The following is a 25685-nucleotide window of genomic DNA, read 5'->3' on the forward strand; positions in this document are numbered from 1 at the left end:
TTTTTACTGTTTATTTGTAACCCTAACTGCTAAGGTTAGTATTTGATATATATCACATGGTTTGTTGTACGAAAACAATGGCCGATTAGCTTCCGCAATATGCATAAATTAAAGTTCAAGCTCGGAATAATTCTTTTATTAATCACCGTAGGATGCCAGTCTGAAGAAAGCGATGTAGAAAGCATGCTTGAGGCTACCCCTTATTTTGATTTAAAAGGGGTGATCAATCAGCAAATTACTCTCCTGGACAGGCTGAATCCTCAGGTTGAAATTACTGCAAGTATTGGCAAAAATACAGAAACAGAGACAATGCAAAAAGACAGTGCTGCCTGGGCCGAAGCGTTACAGTTATATGTAGATGCGGACCTTAACAAGCCTGTATTACGTGGACAGTATACAATCACCGACAGTACACTGGAAGAGGAGAATTTGCAAGCAAAGATTTACCGGGCCAAGAATGAGAAAGAGGCAGAAATTCCCTATATGAAGGTTGTTTACAAAGACTCTACTTCTAACCCTTGTTATGTAGAAACTCTTTTTCGTGAAGAAAATCTTCTTTACAGCACTTACAGAAGCATGTCGTTGCACTTTGATCAGTTACAGGGAAACTTAAGGCTTACCGAATATGAAACCCAGGGAAGACAAAAGATGGTTTTTAAGGACAGCGTTTTTTATTCTACCAGAGGACTCCTTCAATATTAAACCTTTTCTCCTTTAAAGAGGCTCTTTACTTTTTCTACTACTCCTTTTTTCTCCTCTTCACCAAAATACCCATAACCATAGCGGGAGTGGGCGTAGCTTCTATCTCCGGTGGAGGAGAGACCATTCAGAATGATGGCTAGCTTAGAAAACTTTTCGGTATTGTGAAGCTTCTTGAATGTGCGCACAAAATTTCTCCTGGAATAATCGGCCCGAAATACATAGAGAGGAATATCGGCTTTCTCCATCACCAAGACACCATCTGTTACCAAACCTACGGGTGGGCTATCCAGGATAATCACGTCATATATTTCCTTAAGCTGATGTAGCATACGTTCAAACGCCTGGCTTACGATCAGTTCCGAAGGATTAGGCGGAATAGCGCCGGCAGGGATAATATCCAACTTACCCTCTTTTATTTCTGTAATACATTCTTCCAATGCATACTTGCCTATCAAGTGGGTACTAACACCTTTTTCTCCATTCTTGGTAGAAAAGACTTTGTGAACCTTGGGTTTACGGAGGTCAAGATCCACGATAAGCACCTTTTGCCCAGACAGAGCAATCACATAAGCCAGATTACAGGCTACAAATGTTTTTCCCTCAGATCCTACAGTGGAAGTTACAGAAATGACTTTCTTTTCATTTCTCAAACCCATAAACTGCATATTGGTTCGCACCGAACGGAAAGCTTCACTGATAGCAGACTTAGGCATTTTGTCAATGACAAGCCCCTCGGATGCAGTATTTTTCTTATTGAGCGGAATACTGCCCAATATTGAAGCACGTGTCAGTTTTTCCAGTTCACTCTGACTGCTGATTTTATCATTCAGCACATAACCCACCGCCAGAAACATGAGGCTAAGAATAATTCCACTTATCGCCCCTACCCCGAGAATAGTAATTTTTTCAGGCGCTACAGGATTGCCAGGCATAGTTGCCGGAAGTAATACCACAAAGTCAGTAACAGTCCCTGCCTTTGCTATTTCCAGTTCATTCTTCTTCTGAATTAAAGAAAGGAAGATGCTTTCATAAAGATTATAATAGCGTTGATTTTTGCCATACTGTGTGCCTTTGGATGGCAACTGCACAAAATCTTCCTCTATCTCCTGCTTCTTTTCTGCTATTTCTTCCAGTTGTAGGTGAAGCTGAGTATCATAGGTTTGTATGAGACCGAGGATATCCTCTTTGATAAGATCTATTTTCTGGTCTTTTAGCTTGACAGCAATAGATGACTCTTTATAAGAAGCTAAAGTCAGTTCTTTATCGTTGAGCAGAGTGTTGAGTTGCTGGACATATTTTAATATATCTTCCGGATAGCTAACAAAACTGGTAGGCTCAGTGAGAACCAACTCTTCATTTTCTACTTTCTGACGTAGTTTTTCAATTGATTCTAATGTGTTTTGGATCTGGAACTTCCTTGCATCCAGTTCTTCCATTTTCACTATTGCTTTTCCTATCTCAGACTGTAGATTGTTAGTTTTGTTATCAATTGTAAAGTTTTCAAAGTAGTTCTCGTATTTGGAAAGACGGTCTTCAATTGCTCCCAACTGCTCATCCAGGAAGCTTAATTTCTGCTCGGTAGCCTGATTTTTTTTCTCCTTAGTATATTCCAGGTAGACAGAGTCTATTACTGTAACTAAATCCCTTATTTTCTGCTTATCATATCCCTGAAAACCTACTTTGATGGTATTTGCCTTAAAATTCACAGGCTCAACGATCATGTTACTGGATAAATAATTGACCAATGACTGGTCACTATTGATTGTAAAATAGTAGGCTGTTCCCTTAAACTCCTGACGAAAGTGCTCGGTAAGCGTTACTACAAAGCGGTAAGAGGGGTGTTCTATTTCTTCACCAAATTCATAGGCGCGAGAAAACCTTTCTCCTCCCAAAGGATAAGAAAGTATAAACTGCTCATCATTTAAAATTTCAATATCAATGGGCTTGTCATAAAACGAGCGGTCTTTGAGTTCATATTCAACTCTAAAGGGGGAATTGCCATAACGTTCCTGAAAAAGTACTCTTCCATAAGCATAATAGCTGATATCCATATCAATGGCCTCCACTACTTTGCTGAAAAAAAGATTTGATTTCAGAAGCTCTATTTCCCCGGCAAGGTTATCCAGATTTTGATTCAGATTTCCAAAACCAAGAATATTCGCCTCACTTTTAATGTCCAGTCTTAGGATAGAAGTTGACTCATATACCGGGCGGGTATACCTTATGTAGAGGTAGGCAAGTATGTTTGTAGAAAGTATGATCAGCAAAACCCAAATAATATTCTTCTTTAAAGTCAGAAATATCTTGCTCAGGTCAAGCCCTTCAAATACACTATTTTCATTAGTAGACTCTTCTATATCATACTGATCATTCCTCATACTTAATTATTGCTAAAGTTATTAATCAGCACAATCAAGGTTAAAGTGCTGGTAATCAAACTTAAAATCGGAGAAATATCTCGTACAGCCTCACTCGTCACCCGCTGCACTGGCTGTACATATATAATATCATTGGGTAATACTTTCAGTGAAGCTTCTTTCATTCCCTCAACCGTTGATAAGTTAATGATTCTGACCTCTGGATCGTTCAGATCACCTCTAATCAAACGGATTTTATCAACTCTGGATTGTGTCCCGACCCCTCCAGCTCGTGCAAGTATTTCAATCAAATTAGTATTCTCATTTTGTAAAGGAATTACCTGCCCCCCTGTTGAGCCTAATATCACTACTCTTTTATTAACATAACGAGTAATCACAAAAGCATCCTCATAGTAAGCAGAGTACTCAGTTTCCAGCAAACTGTCCGCTTCATAGAGTGTCAATCCTTCCAGTTCAATATCACCGATCAGCGGTAACTTTACCATTCCACCTTCTCTTATCAGAAACTGTGGCTGTTGCTGCTGCGTCCTGAATTGTTGATTGCCAGCTCCTGAATTGAGTTCACGTCTGATTTCATTATTAGGATCAATTATTAGTTCACCTTCATTGGTATAGACTTCTACTTCAATATAATCGTTTTCCTGCAAAGTATAATTGCTCTTTGCATCCTCAACTGCCAGAAGTACATTTTCAGGAATCAGCTCAGTCTCAGTACGAAAGAGAATCCTATTCTTATAAATTCCGCAACCGCTAAGCAGCCCTGTAGCACACAGGAACAATACAACGTATTTGAAAGGCCCTATTAATGTTTGAATCAAGAGTATCAGTTAGTTTTACTTCTGGGCAATTTGTTTAAACGATGGTAAAGCTAAATCCTTTTCTGAAACTATAGGTTCACTTATACCATATTTTTTAAGTTCCCAGTCAATTAGCAGATCAGGATCATTCCAGATGATACCCGATTCAGAAGCTTTGTTATATACATTAGTACACTGATAAGTAAATATTGCATCCTCCAGGGTTACAAAACCGTGGGCAAAACCTTCAGGTACATACACCATATTGCTGCGCTTACCATCAAGTACAAAGGTTTTGTACTGCCCGTAGGTAGAGGAACCGGGACGTAAATCTACTGCAACATCCAGTACCTTTCCGCTTACTACTCTTACCAGTTTACCTTGCTGATATGGAGCATTTTGAAAATGCAGCCCTCGGAGTACTCCTTTCACAGAAAATGACTGATTTGCTTGTAAGAAATTATAATCCAAACCCAACGATTTAAATTTCTCCACATGATATGTTTCCAGAAAATAGCCTCGCTCATCACCAAAAACATTTGGGATAATCTCAACCAGTCCCTCAATATTTGTTGTCTCTAAGTGCATACTTTATAGTCTTATTTGAATCTATTTGCTAAAATTCAGCTTTAAATTTATAACAAAAAAACCAATGCAAAAAACATTGGCCTGATGGTGAAATTACCTTAAAATGATTTACGTAGATTAAGCAATCAGCTTTTTACTTTGATTTACTACCAGGTGATTGATTGCCTCCTGATACTTGCTGATCACTATACTTTCATCAAATTGGGTTCTTACTTTGACTCTCCCTTTTTCTCCCATCACTTTCCTTTCCGCAGGACTTAGCTCCAACATTTTCAGCATTTTCTTGGCCAGATCATCGGATGAACGTACTTCGCACAAAAAACCATTCTCATTATCATCCACTACGTGCTTACAGCCAGCGGTATTGGTAGTAATAATAGGCTTACCCAAACTTGCTGCTTCCAGCAAAGTTCTGGGAAGTCCTTCCCGATAAGAAGGTAATACTACACAATCTGCTAACTCTATTTTGGATTTCACATCATCAGTAGTACCAAGATAATCCACTAGACCTTCCTCTATCCAGTGGTCAACGATATCAACCGGAATCCCTCTTTTATGGATAGGATCTTTGGCACCCAGTATCTGAAATTTAGCATCAACCCCCAGGTCCCTCAGCTTTTTAATCGCCTCAACATATTCTATAATTCCTTTGTCATAAATAAGCCTGGAAATTACCAGAAAGGTAAACTTCTTCTCCCTATTTTCTTCTGCTAATGGAGTGGGCTCAAACTTCTTCAGGTCAATTCCGGACCCCGGAACTGTATCAGCAATTTTGCTTTTGATCAGGTGCTCTTTTACGAAAAGCTGGAAATCGTCATGATTTTGAAAAAACACCTTATGAGGAAAACGGAATGCGATTTTGTATAAAGTTTTAGCTACTACTGATACCCAGCCTTTTTTCAAGAATACAGTACCTAAGCCACATACATTATTGATCATAGGGATACCTGCTGCACGAGCAGCCAAACTTCCATAAATGTTAGGTTTAACAGTATAGTGCAGGATAATATCAGGAGATATTCGCTTATACAATTTATATAACTCCACTACCAAGCCTGCATCCTTGATAGGGTTTACTCCTCTACTATCCATTTTGATAGAATGAAATTGATATCCCAGGCTTTCTATACGGTCACTGTATTTATCATGAGGAGCAAGAATAACTACTTCGTGCCCATCTTCCCGCAACGCATTGATAAGCCCTAGACGGAAATTATATACATTCCAGGAAGTATTGAGTACAATAGCTATTTTCATATAACACAGAAAAATTTTTCAAATTATTTCTACAAGCGAGAGAAATCGCAATAATAATGCAATTTATAGTTTATCATCAAAAAAAGATGTTCCTACAAAAAGGATTTATATTGGCATAAGTAACTTTATTAGATAAAGTAAAAAATAACAAATCATTGCAAATTATCTAATGCAGCTTAAACGAGGAAAAACCTTAATCAATCCTATAAAAAAGTAACAAAAGACAGTACCCTATAGTTTTATCCAAGGTCTTCTTCATGTAAGTTTGGCTATATTTTCCTCATTTATAGAGGTCTTTAAAACGATTGGGGTCGTACTCAGCCATAAGAGCATAGGCCGTATCAAACACATCTTCCTGATTAGGTTTAGAAAAATAATCGCCATCAGAACCATAGGCCGGACGATTGGGCGCACTGCTGATAGTTTGGGGAGCAGAATCAAGGAAGCGATAAGCGCCTTGTTCTTCCAGTACTTGCTGCATCATATAAGCTGAAGCACCTCCCGGTACATCCTCATCGGCAAAAATCACTCTATTGGTCTTCTTTATAGATTCCAGGATAGTGTGGTTGATATCAAAAGGAAGCAAGGTTTGAACATCTATTACCTCACAGCTAATGCCGAATTTGTCTAACTGCTCAGCAGCCTGCATTACCACTCTGCACATAGAACCATACGTAACGAGGGTGATATCTTCTCCTTCCCGAATTACTTCTGGTTGCCCGAGCGGTACAGTAAAATCATCAAGATTCGTAGGAATCCTTTCTTTTAGGCGATAACCATTAAGGCACTCAACAATGATAGCCGGATCATCAGCTTTTAACATAGTATTGTAAAAACCTGCTGCCTGCACCATATTCCTAGGCACCAGCAGATAAATTCCTCTCAGGCTATGCAAAATTGAACCTATAGGCGAACCCGAATGCCATATACCCTCCAGACGATGCCCACGGGTACGAATGATCAAGGGAGCTCCCTGCCCACCCCGTGTTCTATATCTGAGCGAAGCCAAATCATCAGTAAGCGTAGCAAGGGCATAGAAAATATAATCCAGATACTGAATTTCCGTGATAGGTCGTAACCCCCGGATCGCTGTACCTATGCCCTGGCCAATAATAGTACTCTCCCGAATACCGGTGTCGGTCACTCTGATCTCACCATGCTTCTCCTGCAGGCCAGCAAATCCCTGGTTTACATCACCAATTTTACCTACATCCTCACCAATGGCAAATACACGAGGGTCACGCTTAAGCATATGATCAAAGCAAGCCTGCAAGACTTCCCGGCCGTCCACAGGACTATCATTTTCATCAAATACAGGTTTTACTTCTTCTACCTTGAGTGCAGAAGCAGCAGTCTCACTGTAAAGATGGGCATTAAATCTATCGTAATTATCCGCTTCGCTTTTTTTCAACCAATTGAGTAATTCCTGACGCTCTTCGCTTGATTCGCCTGCAGTAAGACGAAGGGTTCTTTTTGCTGCTTTCACCTCATCCAGACGGATAGGAGCCAAGGTTTTCTTAAGCTCCTGATGCACCTCTTTGATTTTCTCTTTTTGTGGGCTCTTTTCAGCTACCCTGAGCACCAGATTTGAAAGCTGCTTAAGTTCAGCATCCAATTCGGAGCGATAAGCTTTCCAGGCATCGTTTTTGGCCTTTCTTACAGTTTCAAACGCACGCTGCTCAATAGCATCCAACTCCTGATCTGTTGCAAAACCATTTTGCAGTATCCACTCCCGCATTTTCACATTACAGTCATGCTCTCGCTCCCAGGCCAGCCTTTCTTTAGTTTTGTATCTCTCATGAGAGCCTGAAGTGGAGTGCCCCTGTGGTTGTGTCAGGTCTTCCACATGCATCAGAATCGGCACATGTTCACTACGGGCAATATTAGACGCTACGCGATAAGCTTCACACAATTTCTCATAATCCCATCCTTTTACTCTGAAAATTTCCAGGCCAGGCTCATTTTCTGTTCTTTGAAAACCCGAAAGGGCTTCTGAGATACTTAATTTGGTAGTATGATATTCTTTGGGTACAGAAATACCAAAGTCATCATCCCATACAGACAATATCAAAGGAATTTGAAGTACTCCTGCCGCATTGACAGTTTCCAGAAACATACCTTCGGAAGTAGCAGCATCCCCGATAGTAGCGAATGTTACTTCATCTCCATGATTGGAAAAAGCCTCAAATGCTTCTCCCTGAAGGGCAGGATTCTCCCGATAAAGTTTGGAAGCGTATGCAAAACCTACTGCACGAGGAATCTGTCCTGCCGTAGGCGAAATATCAGAGCCTGAGTTATAATTATCTGTCTGTCGGTAAAATTCTCCACTTTGCATATCAACCATCCGAGAGCCAAAGTGAGCGTTCATCATCCTTCCACCGGAAGAAGGATCTGCTTCCAGAGTGGCATGGGCATAGAGCTGGGCAAAAAACTGTTGAATGGTTATCTCTTCCAACGCAAACATAAATGTCTGGTCGCGATAGTATCCAGAGCGAAAGTCACCTTTGCGGAATGCCTTAGCCATAGCAATCTGTGCTACTTCTTTACCATCCCCAAATACGCCAAACTTAGCTTTTCCCATAAACACTTCCTTACGACCTATCAGGCTGGCATGCCGGCTTTCCCAGGCAATACGATAGTCGTTAAGAATCTCTTCTATAGAAAGTTTATGGGTAATATCTTCTTGGTATGTCTTAGTAGATTCCACTTTAAAGGGTTTAGTTGTTCTCTTCAATCCAACGCTTTTTACCACTTCCAAAAATAGTCAAAAAGCGGATTTTATACAAAGCTGCAACCAATCATGTCCACCATTATCTTAGGGTTAAGCGTCATTGTTTACTAAAAATTGTAGTATATACAATATCTATTTAGACATTTTTAATATTTTTTTTATTAATGGATATTCATTTTATGTTTTTGTGTTTAACACAAGAATACATAATTTTGCACTCACAAATTTTATGAGCACGCTACGAACGATATTGTCTGGCAGAGGGAAACGTCTATTTATTTTAACGGCAATCATGATGCTGTTGGTTACAACTTACCGGCCATTCATGATTCAGGGCTTGGGCTTTGATACTGATGTCAGTCATTATCAGGATATGTCTTCTGAAGAAGAATCTTCTTCCGACCAAGTCTCTTTCATTTCAGCAGCCTATGAAGCTATAGTACCCATCTATAAAATACAGATTGCTGTAATTTATTCTGCAATATTAAAGCTAGAGTTGATTGAAGAAATCGTTGAAAGTGTAGACATAGATTTACCGCTTCCTCAAAGCAGTTATTTCAGGATTCTCTTTCGAACCTTTATTTCTCCCAACGCACCCTAGCCCACATCTTTCTTAGAAAAACTACTGTTCATCTATCCTGATCAGGCATTAGATGAGCCTACTCTCTTATTTATATATAAACAAGCTATTTACTATTTAACTTATTTTAATCATGCGTAACAAGACCGGAATAGTTGTTCTGACGGTGATTATCTCACTGTTATGCATTTACTACCTATCGTTTACCCTGGTATCTAATAACGTACAGGAAAACGCTACTGAGTATGCTACTACAGCAGAAGGTAACATTGACTTTGCTAAAAAACAGGAATACCTGGACTCTATCTGGAAAGAGCCTGTATATAACCTGGTAGGAGCCAAATTCACTTATCAGGAAGTAAAGGAAACTGAACTCAACCTGGGGCTGGACCTGCGGGGAGGAATGCACGTAGTGCTGGAAGTATCTCCAATTGAGATCATCAAAAACCTATCGGGCGACAGCAAAGATGAAGATTTTCTTCAGGCACTGGAACTTGCCAGACAGCGTCGTGCCAATAGTCAGGAAAGATTTACTGCGCTTTTCTACGAAGCATTTAACGAAGTAGCTCCTGATAAACAGCTGAGCAGTATTTTTGTAAACTCAGCCACCCGTAACCGTATCAGCTTCAGTTCTACAGATGAGGAAGTGCTGGAAGTGATCAATGAAGAGGTAGACAACGCGATTGATCGTTCTTTCAACATTCTTCGTACGCGTATAGACCGCTTTGGTACTTCACAGCCTAACATCCAGCGCCTACAGAACCAGGGTCGCATACAGATTGAACTGCCCGGCGTAGATAATCCTGAAAGGGTAAGAAATCTTTTGCAAGGTGTAGCCAAGCTGGAATTTGTGGAAGTACTGGAACCCGGAGAATTTGTAAACTCATTGCAGGAAATCAATAATATGCTGGTAGCAGAAGGTATGGTAGCGGGTACTGATGACCTGGAAGCTTTGGAGCAGGAAGGTGGAGAAATACCTGATGAGGAAGAACTTTCTGCCCTTATTGAAGGCGAAGAAGATGAAACTCAGACTGATACCACAGAAAGCACCCAAGATAGCCTTGATCTTGAAGAGCAATTAGGAGAAGAGGGTACTGCTGAAGATTCATTGCTTAATTCTCAAGTATCTCCTCTATTTAGTCTGTTACAAGCTCCTTTAAGCTACGGATTAGTTTACAATTTAGAGGACACTGCTCAGATCAACGATATTATTCAGCGTGACGATGTACAGTCACTCCTTCCTTCGGATCTTCATTTTGTATGGGAAGTAAAGCCTAGACAACAGGATGGTACAGATACCGAATTATTAGAATTATATGCAGTACGTCGTGGACGTGGAGGTCAGGCACCACTTACAGGTGAGGTAATTATAGATGCCCGTCAGGACTATGATGAGGCTTCTCGCCCGGCCGTGAGCATGCGCATGAACGCTGAAGGTGCTCGCAAATGGAAACGCCTTACTGCTAACAACATCGGACGTAGAGTAGCTATTATCCTGGATAATCGTGTATACTCCGCTCCGGTAGTACAAGGTGAGATTCCTAATGGTAACTCTTCCATTTCAGGAAACTTCACCATTCTTGAAGCACAGGATTTAGCCAACATTCTGGAGGCTGGTGCTTTACCTGCGCCTACCCGTATTGTAGAAGAAGCTATCGTTGGCCCCTCATTGGGTAAAGAAGCTCAGCAGCAGGGAATTACTTCTATCCTTGCCGGTTTGGCAGTTGTTGTACTATTCATGCTGGCATACTATGCTAAAGGGGGTCTGGTGGCTAACATTGCGCTGGTATTTAATATTTTCTTTATCCTGGGTATTCTGGCTCAGTTGAACGCTGCGCTTACACTGCCTGGTATTGCGGGTATTGTACTGACTATCGGTATGTCCATTGACGCCAACGTACTGATCTTTGAACGTATCCGTGAAGAACTCAGGGCTGGTTCCAAACTCAGAGCAGCCATCAGCGCTGGTTATAGCAAGGCATACAGCTCCATTATTGACGCCAACGCTACTACATTCATTACGGCAGTAATCTTATATGTAATGGGACAGGGACCGGTAAGAGGTTTTGCAGTGACTTTGATGATCGGTATTATCTGCTCATTCTTCTCCGCAGTATTCATTACCCGTGTGATCATGGAGTGGATGACTCGCAAGGGTGATGAGAGCAAAGTATCCTTCTCACTGCCTTATTCAGCTAATATGCTTACCAACCTTAACTTTGATTTTATGTCAAAAAGAAGGTTAGCCTATATTTTCTCAGGCAGCTTCATTGTGCTGGGTATGGTGGTACTTTTAACACAAGGAGGACTCAATTTAGGAGTTGACTTCAAGGGAGGACGCTCTTATGTCATTACTTTTGATAAGTCTGTAGTACCATCCGATCTGCAAACTTCATTTGACGATGAGTTTGAAAATGCTAGTGTGGAGGTGAAAACCTATGGCGCTAACAATGTGCTTAAGGTAACCACCAGCTACCTGGTAGATGATGAATCTACTGAGGCTGACAATACGGTAAGAACCCAGCTTATCAGTGGAATTGAAGAGTTTACCGGAAGTACTTTTCAGGATAATGCAGCCGACCTGGGCGAAAATGCATTTACGATTTCCAGTTCATCCAAAGTAGGTGCAACCATCGCGGATGATATCAAACAAGCCGCTCAGGAATCAATTGTAGTGGCGCTGATCGCTATTTTCCTGTACATCCTGGTACGTTTCCGCAAGTGGCAGTATGGCCTGGGAGCAGTAATCGCCCTTTTCCACGATGTATTGTTCGTACTTTCTGCCTATGCCATTGCCGGATTAATAGGCATCAGTTATGAAGTGGATCAGGTATTCATTGCGGCTATGCTGACAATTGTGGGTTACTCCATCAACGATACCGTGATTGTATTTGACCGTATCCGTGAAACACTGGGTCTTAAGCCCAAAGCGGATACAAAAGAAGCAATTAACCAGTCGGTAAATGATGTAATGTCCAGAACACTGATCACCTCACTGACTACTTTGGTAGTGGTATTGATACTACTCCTTTTCGGTGGTGAGGTATTGAGAGGATTCTCATTTGCCTTATTAGTCGGTATTCTGGTGGGTACATACTCATCTATCTTTATCGCTTCTCCTGTAGTGGTTGACCTTTCTTCAAGAAGAAGAAAAGCAGTAGCTGCAGCTGACAAGAAGCAAAAAGTATAAGCTGAACGACTTGCTCCATTGAGAGCAGCATAAAATAAAGGGGCTTAGAAAATTCTAAGCCCCTTTTTTAATATCTAAGTATTAAGAATAACTAAAGAGAACTGACCTGAATCTGCAATTTGTGATCTTACATTTTCAATCTGTAATCTACTGCTTCACGTAACCTTTTCTTTTTAATATAGTCTCTACAAACTTTTTCTCGTTTTCGGTATTAAAAATACGGAAAGGTAAATGCACCAACTGTGCTTTAGAGACAATCAATAGAAAGTAATCTTTACCAATCTGAGCTTTCTTGATCATCTCCCACTTCAAGGGCATCCCCTGCTTGGGATTCACTTTGATCATCACCTGCTGGCTATTGATCTCATAGCTCAATCTTTCAAAAAGGATTTTATTCTGTTCCAATTGAGTTACTCCGGCAAACTGAATCAGCCAAAACAGGAAATAGAGCACTAAAGCGATACCCGCTCCGATAATCCACCACCACGACCAGATAAAAAATGCTCCGCAGGCAATGGCGACTGCGATCAGAAATACCCACCACTGTTCTTTGACAATGTTGAGCATCGCCAGCTTGATATAAGTTCCTGTTTCCAGCTTATATTTTTTTGTCTTTACAATCATTTTTACAAGAACGATTTGAATTTTTTAGAATCAGGTTGCAAGTATAAACTTTTCTTACGAAAAAATTTACTTCTGACAGAATAGAGAGGCTATTGGATCAATATAGAACAGCCTAAACAATAACTTTTCCAGAATTCGCTAAAAAGCTTTCAGGCTGATGTCCATACTTTTGACAGAGTGGGTAAGCGCTCCAACTGATATGGCATCTACTCCGCTTTCCGCCACTGCTTTGATAGTTTGCTCATTGATATTACCGGAAGCTTCCGTCTCGTACTTGCCTCCAATCAGGTTTACTGCCTCCCGCATCAGTTCCGGGCTCATATTGTCCAGCATGATAATATCTACGCCCCCCGTAGCCAATACTTCTTTGACCTCATCCAGGTTGCGAGTCTCAATTTCAATTCTCAAAGGTTTGCCTAGTTTTTCCATGTAAGCCTGCGTACGCTGTATGGCCTGAGCTATGCCTCCGGCAAAATCCACATGGTTATCTTTGAGCATAATCATATCGTAAAGAGCAAAACGGTGGTTAGTGCCTCCCCCAATAGCTACTGCCCACTTTTCAGGTAGTCTGAAGTTGGGCGTAGTTTTGCGGGTGTCCAGTAGCTTGGCATTGGTATGCTTGATGAGTTCTTTTAGCAAATGGGTGTAAGTGGCAATACCACTCATGCGCTGCATACAGTTGAGCAGTAGTCTTTCAGCTGAAAGGATAGAACGTGCACTTCCGCGTACTACGAAACCGACATCCCCATGCTTCACTGCCTGTCCATCTTCAAGATAAGTTTCAACTTCCAGAGCAGCATCTACTGTTTTCAGGATTTGCTGCGCCAGCGCTACGCCCGCTAGTATGCCTTCTCCCTTGATGAGCAGTCTTGCCCGGCTTTTGGCTTCTTCAGGAATGGCCGCCAGAGAAGAATGATCGCCTTCGCCTATGTCTTCTTCCAGCGCACTTTGGATAAATTTACGGATGTTTTCTTCAGTCAGGTAAGCGAGTTCCACAGATTTAATACTTTCTTTTGTACTCATAAAAAATAAGCAGACAGATTGTTAGGGTTCACTGCTTAATAAGCGCAAAGATACGCTATTTTCCCGCTTCAGCCTGCCTTTCACCACCAGATATCGGATTTGAGCGACACTTTCTTTCAACGGCTTTTCAGTAACTACAAAAGTAGCTTCGGCTCCCTCTTCCAGTTTATGCACAGGAGAATCAGCGGTAATTTGGTCTGCTGCAAGCATAATCCCCTGATTAAGTTCGGTGTAGAACAGAGAGTCTCCCTCTGCAACAGCACTAGGTAAACTATCCAGCAGAGCAGCAGGATATACGTCCAGACCATAAGCTTCTACCACTTCAAAAGCACTCATATCCAAACGAATGCGGGTAGCATCCGCCAGCAAAGTGATTTTCCCATCATCAAAAGCCAGGACGGCGTTTTTTATTACTTCCCCATTACCAATATGCACACTGGGATTCATCAGCAGTACAGGCTTATCGCTCTTTTGGCTACAGGCAGGTTGACTAAACATCAGTGTACATAACAAAAGTCGGAATATCATCATATCAATCACTTCAAAAAACATCTATTTTACTTGAGACAAGCTTGCTTATCACTTATTGAACGATAATTAAGCAAAATCCTTCTTAGATCCCCTTACTTTTTTAAGCCTCATTTGTTAATGAACAAAATATTCACTCTAAATTAGCAGATTCATCTGCTTTCGTTAAGCATACGCTGATACCTTACCGACCATGAAACACTTTTACATAGGCTGCATTACTTTACTTTCACTCGCGCTATGGAGTTGCAGCCAACCGCCTGAGACTGCTGTAGAGCAAGAGGTACAAGCTTCCCCAATAGACAGCGCTTACTATCAGGAGCTTTATCGGCCTGCCTATCACTTCTCCCCTCAAGAGAACTGGATGAATGATCCTAACGGACTGGTTTATTTTGATGGAGAATATCACCTATTCTATCAGTACAATCCTCAGGGCATCCAATGGGGTAATATGAGCTGGGGGCATGCTGTATCTACTGACCTGGTGCATTGGGAACATCTGCCCATCGCTCTGGAAATGGAAGATGGCATCATGATCTTCTCCGGCAGTGCGGTGGTGGACCAAAATAACAGCAGCGGTCTTTGCGAATCTCCCGAGGGTTGCTTAGTTGCTATTTACACCGCTCACACCGATGCTCTGCAAAACCAGGCCATCGCCTACAGCAATGACCGAGGGCGTACCTGGACCAAATATGAAGGTAATCCTGTACTGGATGAAAACATGAAGGACTTCCGCGATCCTAAAGTTTTCTGGTACGAGGAAGGACAAAAGTGGGTGATGTCGGTAGCTATTCCGCAGGAGCAGAAGATACGTTTCTATGAGTCGCAGAACCTCACTGACTGGGAGATGATGAGTGAATTTGGTCCCCAGGGTTTTGTAGATGGTATCTGGGAATGTCCCGACCTTTTCCCGCTGCAAGTAGCCGAAACGGGAGAGGAAAAGTGGGTATTGATTGTCTCTTACAATACAGATAGCATAGGTTCTTCCATGCAGTATTTTGTGGGAGACTTTAACGGAAGAGAGTTTACCAATACCAATACCGATGATCTTATGTTGACCCTTGATTATGGCCGTGATTTCTATGCGGGTGTCACCTGGAACAATGTGCCTGGCGAACGCCGACTGCTGATAGGCTGGATCAACAACTGGCAATACGGTGAGGAGATACCTACCTCACCCTGGCGCTCTGCACAATCTCTGGTAAGAGAACTTGACCTCCACGAATTTCCCGAAGGCACACGGCTGACGCAAACTCCGGTAGAAGAACTCACCAGGCTTCGCCAACAGCATGTGCATGACGAAAATGTGCAGCTACAGGAAGGAGATAATTATTTATCACTGGAAAATATTCAGGGAAAGCAACTGGAAATTATCGCTGAGTTTGCCTACGAGGCCATTGATACCCAAAGCGAAGCGGAAGCACTCGCCGGTGAGTTTGGCGTAAAGGTTTTCAAAGGGGAAGGGCAGGAAACCACCATTAGCTACGATGTAGCTACCCAGTCACTCTTCATGGACAGGACGCAATCCGGTGACACCAGCTTTCATGATACTTTTAGCGAGCGTACGGTAGCCCTTATGCCTACTGACGACGGCACGGTAAGCCTGCACATTTATGTAGACCACTCCGTGGTAGAAGTATTTGGCAATGATGGATACGTAGCCATGACCAACCGTATCTTTCCTGATCCTTCGCAGGATGGAGTAGAAATTTATGCCATTGGTGGCACGGTAACCTTGAAGTCACTGGATATTTGGGAGGTAAATTCTATCTGGAACCCACTATCCGCCAATAAGCAGAAAGCAGAGTAGTATTAGCCAGTCAGTATCTCTTCGCTTTCAATTTTAGACTCATCCAGCTCAATGCCGAAGCCTGCTTTCTGGGGTAGGGCAAGCTTGCCATTATCTGTCAGCAAAGGATCTTTCTGAAAGTGTAGTTTATAACCTACATGATTGATCAGATATTCTACCAACGGACATACTTCCGGTGACTGACTTGCCACCACCTGCAGCGCAGCATGTATGTTATGCCCATGAGGGAAAACCTTGGCTCCGAAAGAGGAGGCAAGGTTACATATCTTCAGCAGTTCACTCACCCCTCCGCACCATTCCGGGTCTGCCTGCACCACCTGTATCGCATGGGCTTTGAGGAAATTGAGTACTTCCCAGCGGTTGTAAAAATGTTCTCCGGTAGCTACTGGTACTGTGGTGCTCTGACTCAACTGCACGAAACTATCCAACCGGTTAGGAGGAAATGCTTCTTCAATCCAGTAAGGGCGATAAGGCTCTACTGCTTTAGCCCAGGCTTCCGCAAAGGGTAGATCCCAGCCCATAAAAGCATCAAACATCAGTTGGGCATCATAGCCCAGCGCTTCGCGCAGTTCTTCTACCAGCTCAATATTTCGCTTCAGACCTTCATTACCATCTCCCGGACCATAAGCCAGAAACCACTTCTGGGATAAGAACCCCTGATCATATAACTGCTTAGCTCGGGGGCCAGCTTTACCTTTTTCTACCGTATACCCCAGACAACTTCCATATACCTGTACCTCATCTCGGGTAGGCCCACCTAGTAACTGATAAACCGGAGCATCAAAATACTTACCCCTAACATCCCAGAGCGCATTATCTACCGCACTCAAAGCCATCATATAATGCCCCGCCCTGGAGTGGCGATTGCGCCTATACAGCTGATCCCATAAAGTTTCTACCGCCAGTGCATCCTTGCCTATCATAAAAGCACGGAATTGCTGCAAGATTGGGCTTATGGTTTCTGGGTCCAGATAACCGTACAGACCATCAATACCGCCTCTTGTCCTGATTCTAAGGTAGTGATGGCTAATAGTCCCTGAGGATTCTGTAGGGTTAGGCTGATCGCGATAAGGCTGGGGGCGCTGATCAGGATAGATATGTACAGGCTGCACCTGATACTGACGGTTCACTCCTCGCATGCTGCTGTAAGGGCCACTGACTTTCACAATTTCTACTTCTTCTATCAAAGTATCATTATTATCCTGCTGTTCAGCAAAGAGCGAAAGCGTGGATGGTGGCAGATAAGCCAGCACCGAAGCCTGGCTAAGGCTGGACAAAAATTGCCTGCGTGTTGTCATAGGTAGTTGCGTTGTATTAGTAATGAAGCCAAAGGCTCAATATATCAGATAGCAGCTATAATATAGTGCAATTCATCCATCTATGAAACCATAAACTTATCACAGGTTTACACCCCCTACTTATACCAATCCTCCGGGATAGGGCTATCATCCAGAAATAGCTGAGGCTCTCTTTCCAGAAAAGCCAGGGCAAGGTCAGCCATAGGGCGGGCCTCGCAAAGATAAGAATGTGCATCGCCTATCTTTCCTTCGTGTACAATGCCATGATATAAACAGGGCTTCAGCAGCTTGTCATAATTCCTGGAAACATCGCCGTATTTTTTGTTATGGTTGCGTTGCGCATAATCCAACACCCTACCATCTGGCTTGATAATTTGATAAGGATGATAATCTTCCGTTAGTCGTTCGGGCACGTCGCACCACTCTTCCACACTATGGATATAGGTGTTGGACTTGGGGCTGCAACCCAGAAACAGTATCTGCGCGTCCCGGTCGTAGAGCTTGCCCCAGCAGCCTTCTCTTGGACAGGGCGTACGGCTCTTTTCCTCGCCCTCGGTATAGGATTCCGCATCTTTGCCCAGGGCAGCAACCGAATGCGAAGGATGCAGAGAACGTACCACTCCCGGACGTTTCATAAAGAGGTTGCTCAATATCCCAACACAGGAAGGCTCGCTCAGCGGATTGTAGATCCCATCTTTGTTATTGTCTTCATGCCAGGTATGGGTAGGAAAAATCAGCAATCCGTCTTGCATATAGGCAATAAAGGCATCCAGTACGGTTTCTGCACCACCTTCTACCTCACCTATAGCTTTCATGGAGGAATGAATCAGCAATGTACCCTGGGCGTCAATGTCCAGACTTTCTATATCCTGTATAAGGTCTTCTTGGCTATACATTAATGTATATTTTTTGAATTCAGGGCTTACCGTAAGCTCCCGTAGGCGGCTCTGCTATTTCCAGGTATTTTTCCGCGAATCTTTTGCCCAGAGTTCTCTGCGACTCCGAATCAAAATGCACATGGTCTCCCTTATGCTTCAGATCATGGCTACTCACTACTCCAACCTTTGGGTCCGAAGCCGCAAACTGATGAATCAGCTGATTGATACTGTTCCATCGCATCTGTTTTTCCTTAGGAATGGTGTAAGGCCCCAACTCTCCAATCATCACTGGCAGATCAGCATCGCCTGTATACGTTCTGAAAGTATTTACCAGTTTAGTGAGTTGTGCCGGATACAGCGGAATCAGCTCATCGGTAGCGTCGCTCTCTCCCTGATGCCAGAGTATGCCTTTGATATGACCGGACTGCTTGGCCAGCTCTACTTTCTCTTCAAAATTATGCATGAGCTGTACGCCTCTGAAGGTAGAATCTCCCAGCCACTGCTGTATGGCACTGCCGCCTACGGCACAGGGTATCAGCGCAATACTGACAGAATCGGGCACATGCCTGATCAGTTCTCTGCCAAAAGCTAAGCCGCAGTCCAGACCAGTGAGCTCAGGCTCATAGAAGTGTAGCGGTTCTTTGGCCAGTATCCACTCATTCTGCTGATTGATGGTGAGTATTCGGGGGTGAGCAATAGTATCTTCCGGCTCTACGCGTCCCCGACCAGCCATATTGGATTGACCAGCCATGATAAATACCCATAGATTGTCTTTCTCCGGCATTTGCTTCACCAGTACCTGCTGTTGAGGAAAGTAGGTGCTCTGCGCTTTCTTAGGACTACAGGAGGCAGCCAGTATCAGCAGGCATGCCAAAACAATATGAGGTAAGCATAAGTTTTTCACTGACTAATGAGCTTGTTATGGGTTGTGTTTCTTTAGCTGAGCCTCAATATAAAATCTTTTTCACACGATCCTGCAGTTGCGGAATAAGGATTTCCTCAAACCAGGGATTTTTCTTCAGCCAGAAGCGATTGCGGGGGGAAGGATGCGGCAGAGGAATACAAGCGGGCAGGTAATCTTCAAAGCTGCGGACCGTTTCCGTCAGGTTTTTCTTACCATGATCTTTCAGATAATACTTCTGGGCGTATTGACCAATCAGCAGGGTCATTTGCAGCTCCGGCATACGCTCCAGTAGCGCGGCATGCCATAGGGGCGCGCATTCTTTACGGGGAGGCAGATCCCCTGACCTCCCCTTTCCCGGATAACAGAAACCCATAGGTAGGATGGCGAATTTTTCGGGTGTATAAAACGCCTCATCACTTACGCCCAGCCAGTTTCTCAGGGTCTTGCCGCTCTGATCATTCCAGGGAGTGCCGCTGGCATGTACTCTGGTACCGGGAGCCTGCCCTACTACCAGTATTTTACTTTTCGGATGGGCAGACAAGACTGGCCTGGCTCCCAGGGGCAGATGGGGTTCGCATACAGTACACTGCCTCACTTCCTTTAATAAATCTTCCAGCATAAGCATTATTCCGTTCCCGGCGAAGATAACAAAAGATAAACAGCATCCAGAGCAACCCTATTACTGCCCTACTTCCTGTCCTTTACAGGAATTACCAGCTTCAGCCCTGACCAGATGGTATCTACCGCGCATACTTTTACGTCTACCAGTCCGATGGATAAGGCTGCGCCTCGGATGGTATCTTCAGTAATATCAGTAAGCACTCGGGAAGCTTTCTTGGGCCAGCTTACCCAGATCATACCATTTGCTTTGATCTCCTGTTTTAGCCTGGGAAGCTTTTCTTCAAGCTCAGCTCTCTCTTTAGTAAAGAAGTGGATAAAATCTTTGGGTGATTTTGTATCGGATTGAATTTCTATATCGGTGGGAAAGGCCTGAAACAGCTCAAAATAGTGGTCGGGAGGATTGATAAGCCTGATCACAAAGCCTGACTTGAGGTCAAGCTTTTTCTCCAGGGGCGATCCTGAGTATCCTGCGGTTTGCGGCATGCTAACATTAGGTTAAGGCGGATGAATATAAATTACTGAGTTCTTTGCTCTACCTCCATAGCTTTCCAGTAAAACCTTTCAAATTCTTTACTAGTGTATTTGGCGCTCATGGCCATGAGCACATCATACAATCCCAGATTAACCCACTCCCAAAGCATGGTGTCAAAATTATATTTGTACATCTGCCTGGCAATTTCTGCTCTTAAACGCTCGGTTTCATGCTTTGAAATACCGTTTGACACAAGCAAGGCGATGCTTCTTTCCTGCTGTTCGTGGTCAAATTCAGTATCCAGATAGGGTTCGCTTATCCAGTCCCAATTAGCTTTCCTTTTGCCTATTGGGATGTTATTCCGCTCCGCAAATTCTTTTAATAGCCCTACAGATTCTCTGCTGATAAAGATCAATTCTACTCCTAACTTTAGCGTGGGAGGGTAGGTATCCAGGTAAACCTCATTGATTTCATCTGCCGGTATTACTTTATCAGGATAAACCTGGGAAGGGTCAAAAGGATAATGCTTGATCGCTATGCTTTTTTCCTGGATGGCAGATTCGCCCAGACCACGCCTAAACTTTTTTAGTTCATTGGGAGTAGCGCCGAAGAATGAGCCAATCTTTATTTTCTTTTTCCATATACTCTTAAGAAAGCTCATCATATGCTTTTCATTAATCCTGAAAAAATAGTTTCTATTACCTTTGTCTTTCTTCTCTACGGGGATTTCTATTTGAGAGTATTTTTTTTCCACTAATCTCCGTATGTGCTTCACACCTGGTTTTGATAATATTCAGGATATTGTTTTGGATATCCTTCATGATCCAGTTAGCCCACAAGCCAGCATAGAAATTGAAAGTGGTATTCACCTCAAACTCACTCCACAAATTGAGTTGATATTGATCATTTCCAATTTCCTTAAGTTCGTAAGTTCCCTTGAGTACATCAAAATACTGCCCACCGATCAATACATGTTCGTCAAAGGTAGTAGAAGGTATCTCTCCTGTATTGGGTTCTATGTGAAACATCATAAAACGCTGATGCTCATAAGCAGTAACCGTTTCTGTGAATATTAAACCTCCAGTGAACATTGCTTTCCTTTCCGCATGCAAACCTTCATAATTTAGCTCTGCTCGTACTGGCCTCGGGATGCCAAGCCATTTGCTAACGATTCCTCTATCTTCCTCTTCAGAAATTTCATAAATCCTGGTAACATGCTTCCAGATTCTTTCCTTAGATGCATTAATTTCAATAGAAGTATTGGCTTTGAAAGTGGATCTACCCGGTCCAACAATTTGCTCAATAGGAGAAGCTATAAGCGGCAAAACTATCGCAACGGAAAGTTGTAACCTGTTGAGAGTGCTAGACTTTTTTAGCCTTATGTATCCTGCGGTTAAGCCACCTAAACCTGATAAAATCATGAATATGGGAAGTATCATGATCCAGCAAGCCCATCCTTCCAGAGATAAAATCAAAGTAATCAGGAAGAAAGCTAATATAGGTATCCACGGAAAAAAGAATTGATATATCCTACTCTGAACCTTCTCAATTTTAGAAAGATAAATGGTTATTACACCCACCAGATAAGGAAGTCCCAAAAAGAAAGAGATTGACATCACGGTCCATATATCCTCCCAGCTTTCTACATTGAAAACAAAACGCAGAATTAAGGCTGCCGCTATTGGGATCGCAAGCAGCTTGATATAGTATAATAAACGTGATTTCTCCATTTGGAACAAGCTCTTTTTGCTTATACTCTTACTAAATTGCACATCATTTTTACGTAATTACTTTCAAGATAACTCATTCCCCTACCCCACCTCCTGCCCTGTAAGAAAATATAGATTTTTTAAGCTTAAAGAAACGTATTTGTCTTGGGTTTATCTTAACAGAGCAATGATTAGCCCTCTTAGCAATCAAAAAAGTTTTGCCGGAACTCGGAGAAGGCTCCTCAGCCTTGCGGAGTTCCTGCCGGAGCACGAAACCGCCTGCTTTGCGGTCCGGTAATTTCTCCGAAGCGCAAATCCCCTTCCTCAGCCTCCCGGCAAAGTTACCGAAGCACGAATCCATCGGCTCAGTGCTTCGGAAAAGTTACCGAAGCATGAATCCAGGGGCTCAGCCTTCCGGCAAACTCGCCGGAACACGAATCCATGAGCTCCGTGTTCCGCTAACTTTTTTATTACACCAGCTACGGTAGTTCAGTAGCATTTAAGTTTTACCCAAAAGTACCCCAGCAGCTTCCTAAACCACATTTCATTGCTACACCTTATAGATATACTGTACTCAATTCAATTTTTCTTACCTCTACAGAAATTGACGGTAAAACAGTAAAAAAGCCAGATCAAAAGCTCTTTCAGTGCTTACCGGGAACTGCTTATACAAATCCTTGCTACTATTCTTGAAGTTTTGTACTCTCTTTTACCTCTTGTTTTCTTTGCACTGACACATTACTTTATTTGACGTAAGATTTGGCTTACTTTGGCTTCCCTCCGTATATTATGGGCTGCTACTAAACCTGATGACCTATGCGCAGCTTACGCCTACTTCTCCCTGCTCTCTTATGTCTCTGCTCTGGCATTCTCCAGTCACAGCCCTATGTGTCGGCCACTGCGGAAAACACTAAGCCTAAAGCCATGACAGCTCGGGATGTGATTGAACGTATCAAGGAAAATCTTACGGTAGAGTGGAAGCCGGGAGGGGTAGACACTATCAAGGCGGGAGACTGGGAGCAGGAAGTGACGGGTATCGCTACCACCTTTATGGCTACGCTGGATGTGCTCAAACGGGCGCATGCGCAGGGCGCTAACCTGATCATCACCCATGAGCCTACTTTTTACAACCACCTGGATGATAAGACTTACTTTGAAGATGATCCGGTTTACCAGGCGAAGATGAAGTTTATCCAGGACAATAATATGGTGGTCTGGCGCTTCCACGACTACTGGCATATGACCGAACCCGATGGCATCTTCGTGGGTGTGGTCAGGGCGTTTGACTGGGACAAGTACCGGGATGGCGAACAGCAGATTTTTGACATCCCTGCCACCAATCTGGGAGCACTGGCCAGTGAACTTCGTAAAAAATTCAACACCAGCACCGTAAGGGTAGTAGGCCCTGCCGGTATGGAAATCAGCCGTGTGGGCATACTGCCGGGCGCTTACGGTATGCGTCCGCAGGTGAAGATGATACGCGAATCGGATATTGACGTGCTGATCATCGGGGAAAGTGCCGAGTGGGAAACGGTAGAATATGTGCGGGACGGGCTGGAAGCGGGTATCCGGAAGGCCCTGATCGTGATGGGACATGCCGACTCGGAGGAACCCGGTATGGAATACTGCGCCGAATGGATGGACACGTTTATTGAAGAAGTACCTGTCATCTTTGTTCCGGCAGGCAATCCCCTCTGGACCGCGGAGTAAAATTTCTTATATAATATGCTGTTTAAACTTTCTCATCAACCAGCCTAAAGCAGGATTATCTTTTGGTTAAAGGGGTTATTTTTGTGTTAAAAGTATTGACACCAAAAAATTCTATTTAAACCTTTTACCTACTACTTGCAACTACAAATTGACTACTAATAGTACAAGGACTACTAATATTAGCTATTCATTTTACTACTGTTTGTAGCAACTCTCCTTCTCAAAGCTTCATTTTCGCGCCTACATCTTAACAGAAGCATAACCCTCCCTTAACAGGCACTGCCCGCCTAAAATGTAGCTTTGGTACAGTCTTTTTTACAACTACAAACCTTACAAACAAGATGAAAAAAAGTCTATCTTTTTTGCTTGCACCCGCTTTACTCCTCATGAGCGGCTGCCATGAAATCATTGACGAAATTCTGGACGGAAAGGACGAAGATGATGATAGTAAGTCTGGTATTAAGTATCAGGATTATTCGGTAGAACCTAATATGCTTAAGAAGTTACCTGGCTTTGAAGATGTTGAAATCTACACGCTTATCAGCAGCACTGACAAACTTGCTGAATCTCCTGAGTACACCCTCGGTGGCTCAGCCGATGGTGCCGGCTTGATCAAGACCGCGGATGGTTATGTGTATCTGGTTAACAATGAAGATAACTATGCAGTAAGCAGAATCTATCTGGATGAAAACCTTAAGCCGGTAAAAGGTGATTACGTACTTAATTCTTCCGGAGCGGGTACTCGTATGTGCTCAGCAAGTTTGGCTACTCCCGAAGAACACGGTTTTGGCCCCATCTTCCTCACTGCCGGTGAGAGTGGTCCTGAGTCACAGACGCATGGCGTAAGCCCTTTCTCTGACGCGGCTACTGCCAGTATTCCCCAGGTATTGCCTGCTCTAGGGCGTTGGAATGCTGAGAACGCCCTTCCACTGCCTACTACGGTTACCAAAGGCAAGACCATGATCATTATCGGTGATGATGACAGCGGTCCTCAGGGCGGACAGATCGCCATGTACATGAGCGAAGGCCAGGGTGACCTGCACAGTGGTAAAGTATACGTGCTACGCCGTGTAGATCAGAATCCTGTAGAAACTGATATGGAACAGGGTTTATCTTACGAAGTAGAATTTGTTGAGATTGAAAATGCCGCGACCAATACCGGAGAGCAGAACAACCTGGCTTCTGAAGCACTCCACTCTATTGCTTTTGGCCGTGTTGAGGATTTGGATTATGGAAAAGGCGGTCCTTCTGCTAACAATAATGTATACTTTGAAGTAACCGGACAGCTTACTGATGATGGCTCTCGCTCTAAGTGGGGTCGTACTTACCGCTTGCGCCTTAACCCTTCTGATCCTATGAAAGGCACATTGGAAGTATTATTAGATGGAGATGACCCCTCTAGTGATGCTTTCGGCCTGTACATGAACCCTGACAACATCATGGCTACTGAGAACTATCTTTACATTCAGGAAGACCCTAATGGTTATACCGAGGATGGTGAAGGTGAAGGAAGAGAAACACATGATGCTTATCTGTATCAGTACAACCTGAAAACCAAAGCACTTAAAACTGTTTTTGAGACCAATTTATTCCGCGACAATGCTGAATTGTCAGAATATTTTGGAACAGATGGCGTCCGCTTCGGTGCCTGGGAATACGGAGCCATGATTGACATCACTGAGACCATCGGTGAAACTGAACCTACTTTTTTGCTCTGCATACAGCCTCATACCTGGCGTCGTGAAGAGTTCAAAGGGGTAGATGGTGGAAGCATCAGACCTAATGAAAATCAGGGAAGCCAGATCCTCGTAGTCCGCGGACTGGATTACTAAAACTAAAGTCCACACAATCTAAAATTACCCCAAATGGAATTCCGGAAGGAGCT

22 protein-coding genes are annotated in these 25685 nt (G+C 43.2%); 6 read left to right on the top strand and 16 right to left on the bottom strand.

Annotated features, from left to right (window positions below; genetic code table 11):
- Window positions 1-99: 99 nt before the first annotated feature.
- Window positions 100-702 carry a hypothetical protein gene (locus tag WJR50_RS07570; protein WP_341292643.1) on the top strand — a complete coding sequence of 201 codons (603 nt, stop codon included), beginning with the start codon at window positions 100-102 and terminating at the stop codon, window positions 700-702.
- Here the strand turns inward: WJR50_RS07570 and WJR50_RS07575 are convergent.
- From WJR50_RS07575 to WJR50_RS07595, 5 genes are all read right to left on the bottom strand, one after another.
- Entirely contained in the window at window positions 699-3080 is a 2382-nt protein-coding gene (locus WJR50_RS07575) for a polysaccharide biosynthesis tyrosine autokinase (protein WP_341292644.1), read from the bottom strand. The genes WJR50_RS07570 and WJR50_RS07575 overlap by 4 nt on opposite strands.
- Window positions 3081-3082: 2 nt before the next feature.
- Complete coding sequence (locus WJR50_RS07580) at window positions 3083-3898, bottom strand: polysaccharide biosynthesis/export family protein (protein WP_341292645.1); 816 nt, start codon at window positions 3896-3898, stop codon at window positions 3083-3085.
- 15 nt (window positions 3899-3913) lie between these two features.
- Window positions 3914-4465 (bottom strand): dTDP-4-dehydrorhamnose 3,5-epimerase, encoded by a 552-nt coding sequence (gene rfbC, locus WJR50_RS07585; RefSeq protein ID WP_341292646.1) that lies wholly within the window; start codon window positions 4463-4465, stop codon window positions 3914-3916.
- A gap of 117 nt (window positions 4466-4582) precedes the next feature.
- Window positions 4583-5722 carry a glycosyltransferase family 4 protein gene (locus tag WJR50_RS07590; RefSeq protein WP_341292647.1) on the bottom strand — a complete coding sequence of 380 codons (1140 nt, stop codon included), beginning with the start codon at window positions 5720-5722 and terminating at the stop codon, window positions 4583-4585.
- A gap of 280 nt (window positions 5723-6002) precedes the next feature.
- Window positions 6003-8429 carry an alpha-ketoacid dehydrogenase subunit alpha/beta gene (locus WJR50_RS07595; RefSeq protein ID WP_341292648.1) on the bottom strand — a complete coding sequence of 809 codons (2427 nt, stop codon included), beginning with the start codon at window positions 8427-8429 and terminating at the stop codon, window positions 6003-6005.
- Window positions 8430-8682: 253 nt separating this feature from the next.
- Between WJR50_RS07595 and WJR50_RS07600 the strand changes: the two genes are divergently transcribed.
- Both WJR50_RS07600 and secDF read left to right on the top strand, forming a co-directional pair.
- Complete coding sequence (locus WJR50_RS07600; RefSeq protein ID WP_341292649.1) at window positions 8683-9054, top strand: hypothetical protein; 372 nt, start codon at window positions 8683-8685, stop codon at window positions 9052-9054.
- 112 nt (window positions 9055-9166) lie between these two features.
- The gene (gene secDF, locus WJR50_RS07605) at window positions 9167-12223 is read left to right on the top strand and encodes a protein translocase subunit SecDF (RefSeq protein WP_341292650.1); all 3057 of its coding nucleotides are present in this window, start codon (window positions 9167-9169) and stop codon (window positions 12221-12223) included.
- 147 nt (window positions 12224-12370) lie between these two features.
- Here secDF and WJR50_RS07610 read toward each other — a convergent pair whose 3' ends face one another.
- The 3 genes from WJR50_RS07610 to WJR50_RS07620 all read right to left on the bottom strand — a co-directional run bounded on the left by WJR50_RS07610 (window position 12371) and on the right by WJR50_RS07620 (window position 14401).
- Window positions 12371-12847 carry a YcxB family protein gene (locus WJR50_RS07610; protein ID WP_341292651.1) on the bottom strand — a complete coding sequence of 159 codons (477 nt, stop codon included), beginning with the start codon at window positions 12845-12847 and terminating at the stop codon, window positions 12371-12373.
- A 138-nt stretch (window positions 12848-12985) separates the two neighbouring features.
- A complete protein-coding gene (gene nadC / locus WJR50_RS07615) occupies window positions 12986-13870 on the bottom strand; it encodes a carboxylating nicotinate-nucleotide diphosphorylase (protein WP_445223455.1) in 885 nt (294 codons plus the stop codon).
- Between the two features lie 21 nt (window positions 13871-13891).
- On the bottom strand, window positions 13892-14401 hold the full coding sequence (locus WJR50_RS07620; RefSeq protein ID WP_341292652.1) for a hypothetical protein: 510 nt from the start codon (window positions 14399-14401) through the stop codon (window positions 13892-13894).
- Between the two features lie 190 nt (window positions 14402-14591).
- Between WJR50_RS07620 and WJR50_RS07625 the strand changes: the two genes are divergently transcribed.
- On the top strand, window positions 14592-16208 hold the full coding sequence (locus tag WJR50_RS07625; RefSeq protein ID WP_341292653.1) for a glycoside hydrolase family 32 protein: 1617 nt from the start codon (window positions 14592-14594) through the stop codon (window positions 16206-16208).
- A gap of 2 nt (window positions 16209-16210) precedes the next feature.
- Here WJR50_RS07625 and WJR50_RS07630 read toward each other — a convergent pair whose 3' ends face one another.
- From WJR50_RS07630 to WJR50_RS07665, 8 genes are all read right to left on the bottom strand, one after another.
- The gene (locus WJR50_RS07630) at window positions 16211-17506 is read right to left on the bottom strand and encodes an enolase C-terminal domain-like protein (protein ID WP_341292654.1); all 1296 of its coding nucleotides are present in this window, start codon (window positions 17504-17506) and stop codon (window positions 16211-16213) included.
- A gap of 116 nt (window positions 17507-17622) precedes the next feature.
- Window positions 17623-18402: an AAC(3) family N-acetyltransferase gene (locus WJR50_RS07635; protein WP_341292655.1), complete on the bottom strand. Its 780-nt coding sequence runs from the start codon at window positions 18400-18402 to the stop codon at window positions 17623-17625.
- Window positions 18403-18421: 19 nt separating this feature from the next.
- Window positions 18422-19288 (bottom strand): sialate O-acetylesterase, encoded by an 867-nt coding sequence (locus WJR50_RS07640; RefSeq protein WP_341292656.1) that lies wholly within the window; start codon window positions 19286-19288, stop codon window positions 18422-18424.
- 43 nt (window positions 19289-19331) lie between these two features.
- Window positions 19332-19907, bottom strand: a complete 576-nt coding sequence (locus WJR50_RS07645) for a uracil-DNA glycosylase family protein (RefSeq protein WP_445223456.1) — start codon at window positions 19905-19907, stop codon at window positions 19332-19334.
- Window positions 19908-19975: 68 nt separating this feature from the next.
- Window positions 19976-20392, bottom strand: coding sequence for a DUF3052 family protein (locus WJR50_RS07650; protein WP_341292658.1), 417 nt, complete (start codon window positions 20390-20392; stop codon window positions 19976-19978).
- 32 nt (window positions 20393-20424) lie between these two features.
- The gene (locus WJR50_RS07655) at window positions 20425-21045 is read right to left on the bottom strand and encodes a hypothetical protein (RefSeq protein ID WP_341292659.1); all 621 of its coding nucleotides are present in this window, start codon (window positions 21043-21045) and stop codon (window positions 20425-20427) included.
- A gap of 34 nt (window positions 21046-21079) precedes the next feature.
- A complete protein-coding gene (locus WJR50_RS07660; RefSeq protein WP_341292660.1) occupies window positions 21080-22111 on the bottom strand; it encodes an APC family permease in 1032 nt (343 codons plus the stop codon).
- Window positions 22112-22184: 73 nt separating this feature from the next.
- Window positions 22185-22451 carry a hypothetical protein gene (locus tag WJR50_RS07665; protein WP_341292661.1) on the bottom strand — a complete coding sequence of 89 codons (267 nt, stop codon included), beginning with the start codon at window positions 22449-22451 and terminating at the stop codon, window positions 22185-22187.
- 455 nt (window positions 22452-22906) lie between these two features.
- Here WJR50_RS07665 and WJR50_RS07670 point away from each other — a divergent pair, with 455 nt between their 5' ends.
- Complete coding sequence (locus tag WJR50_RS07670) at window positions 22907-23800, top strand: Nif3-like dinuclear metal center hexameric protein (RefSeq protein ID WP_341292662.1); 894 nt, start codon at window positions 22907-22909, stop codon at window positions 23798-23800.
- Between the two features lie 341 nt (window positions 23801-24141).
- Entirely contained in the window at window positions 24142-25632 is a 1491-nt protein-coding gene (locus WJR50_RS07675) for a hypothetical protein (RefSeq protein WP_341292663.1), read from the top strand.
- The last annotated feature ends 53 nt before the right edge of the window (window positions 25633-25685 follow it).

The organism is Catalinimonas locisalis (genome assembly GCF_038039535.1).
Taxonomy (GTDB): Bacteria; Bacteroidota; Bacteroidia; order Cytophagales; family Cyclobacteriaceae; genus Catalinimonas.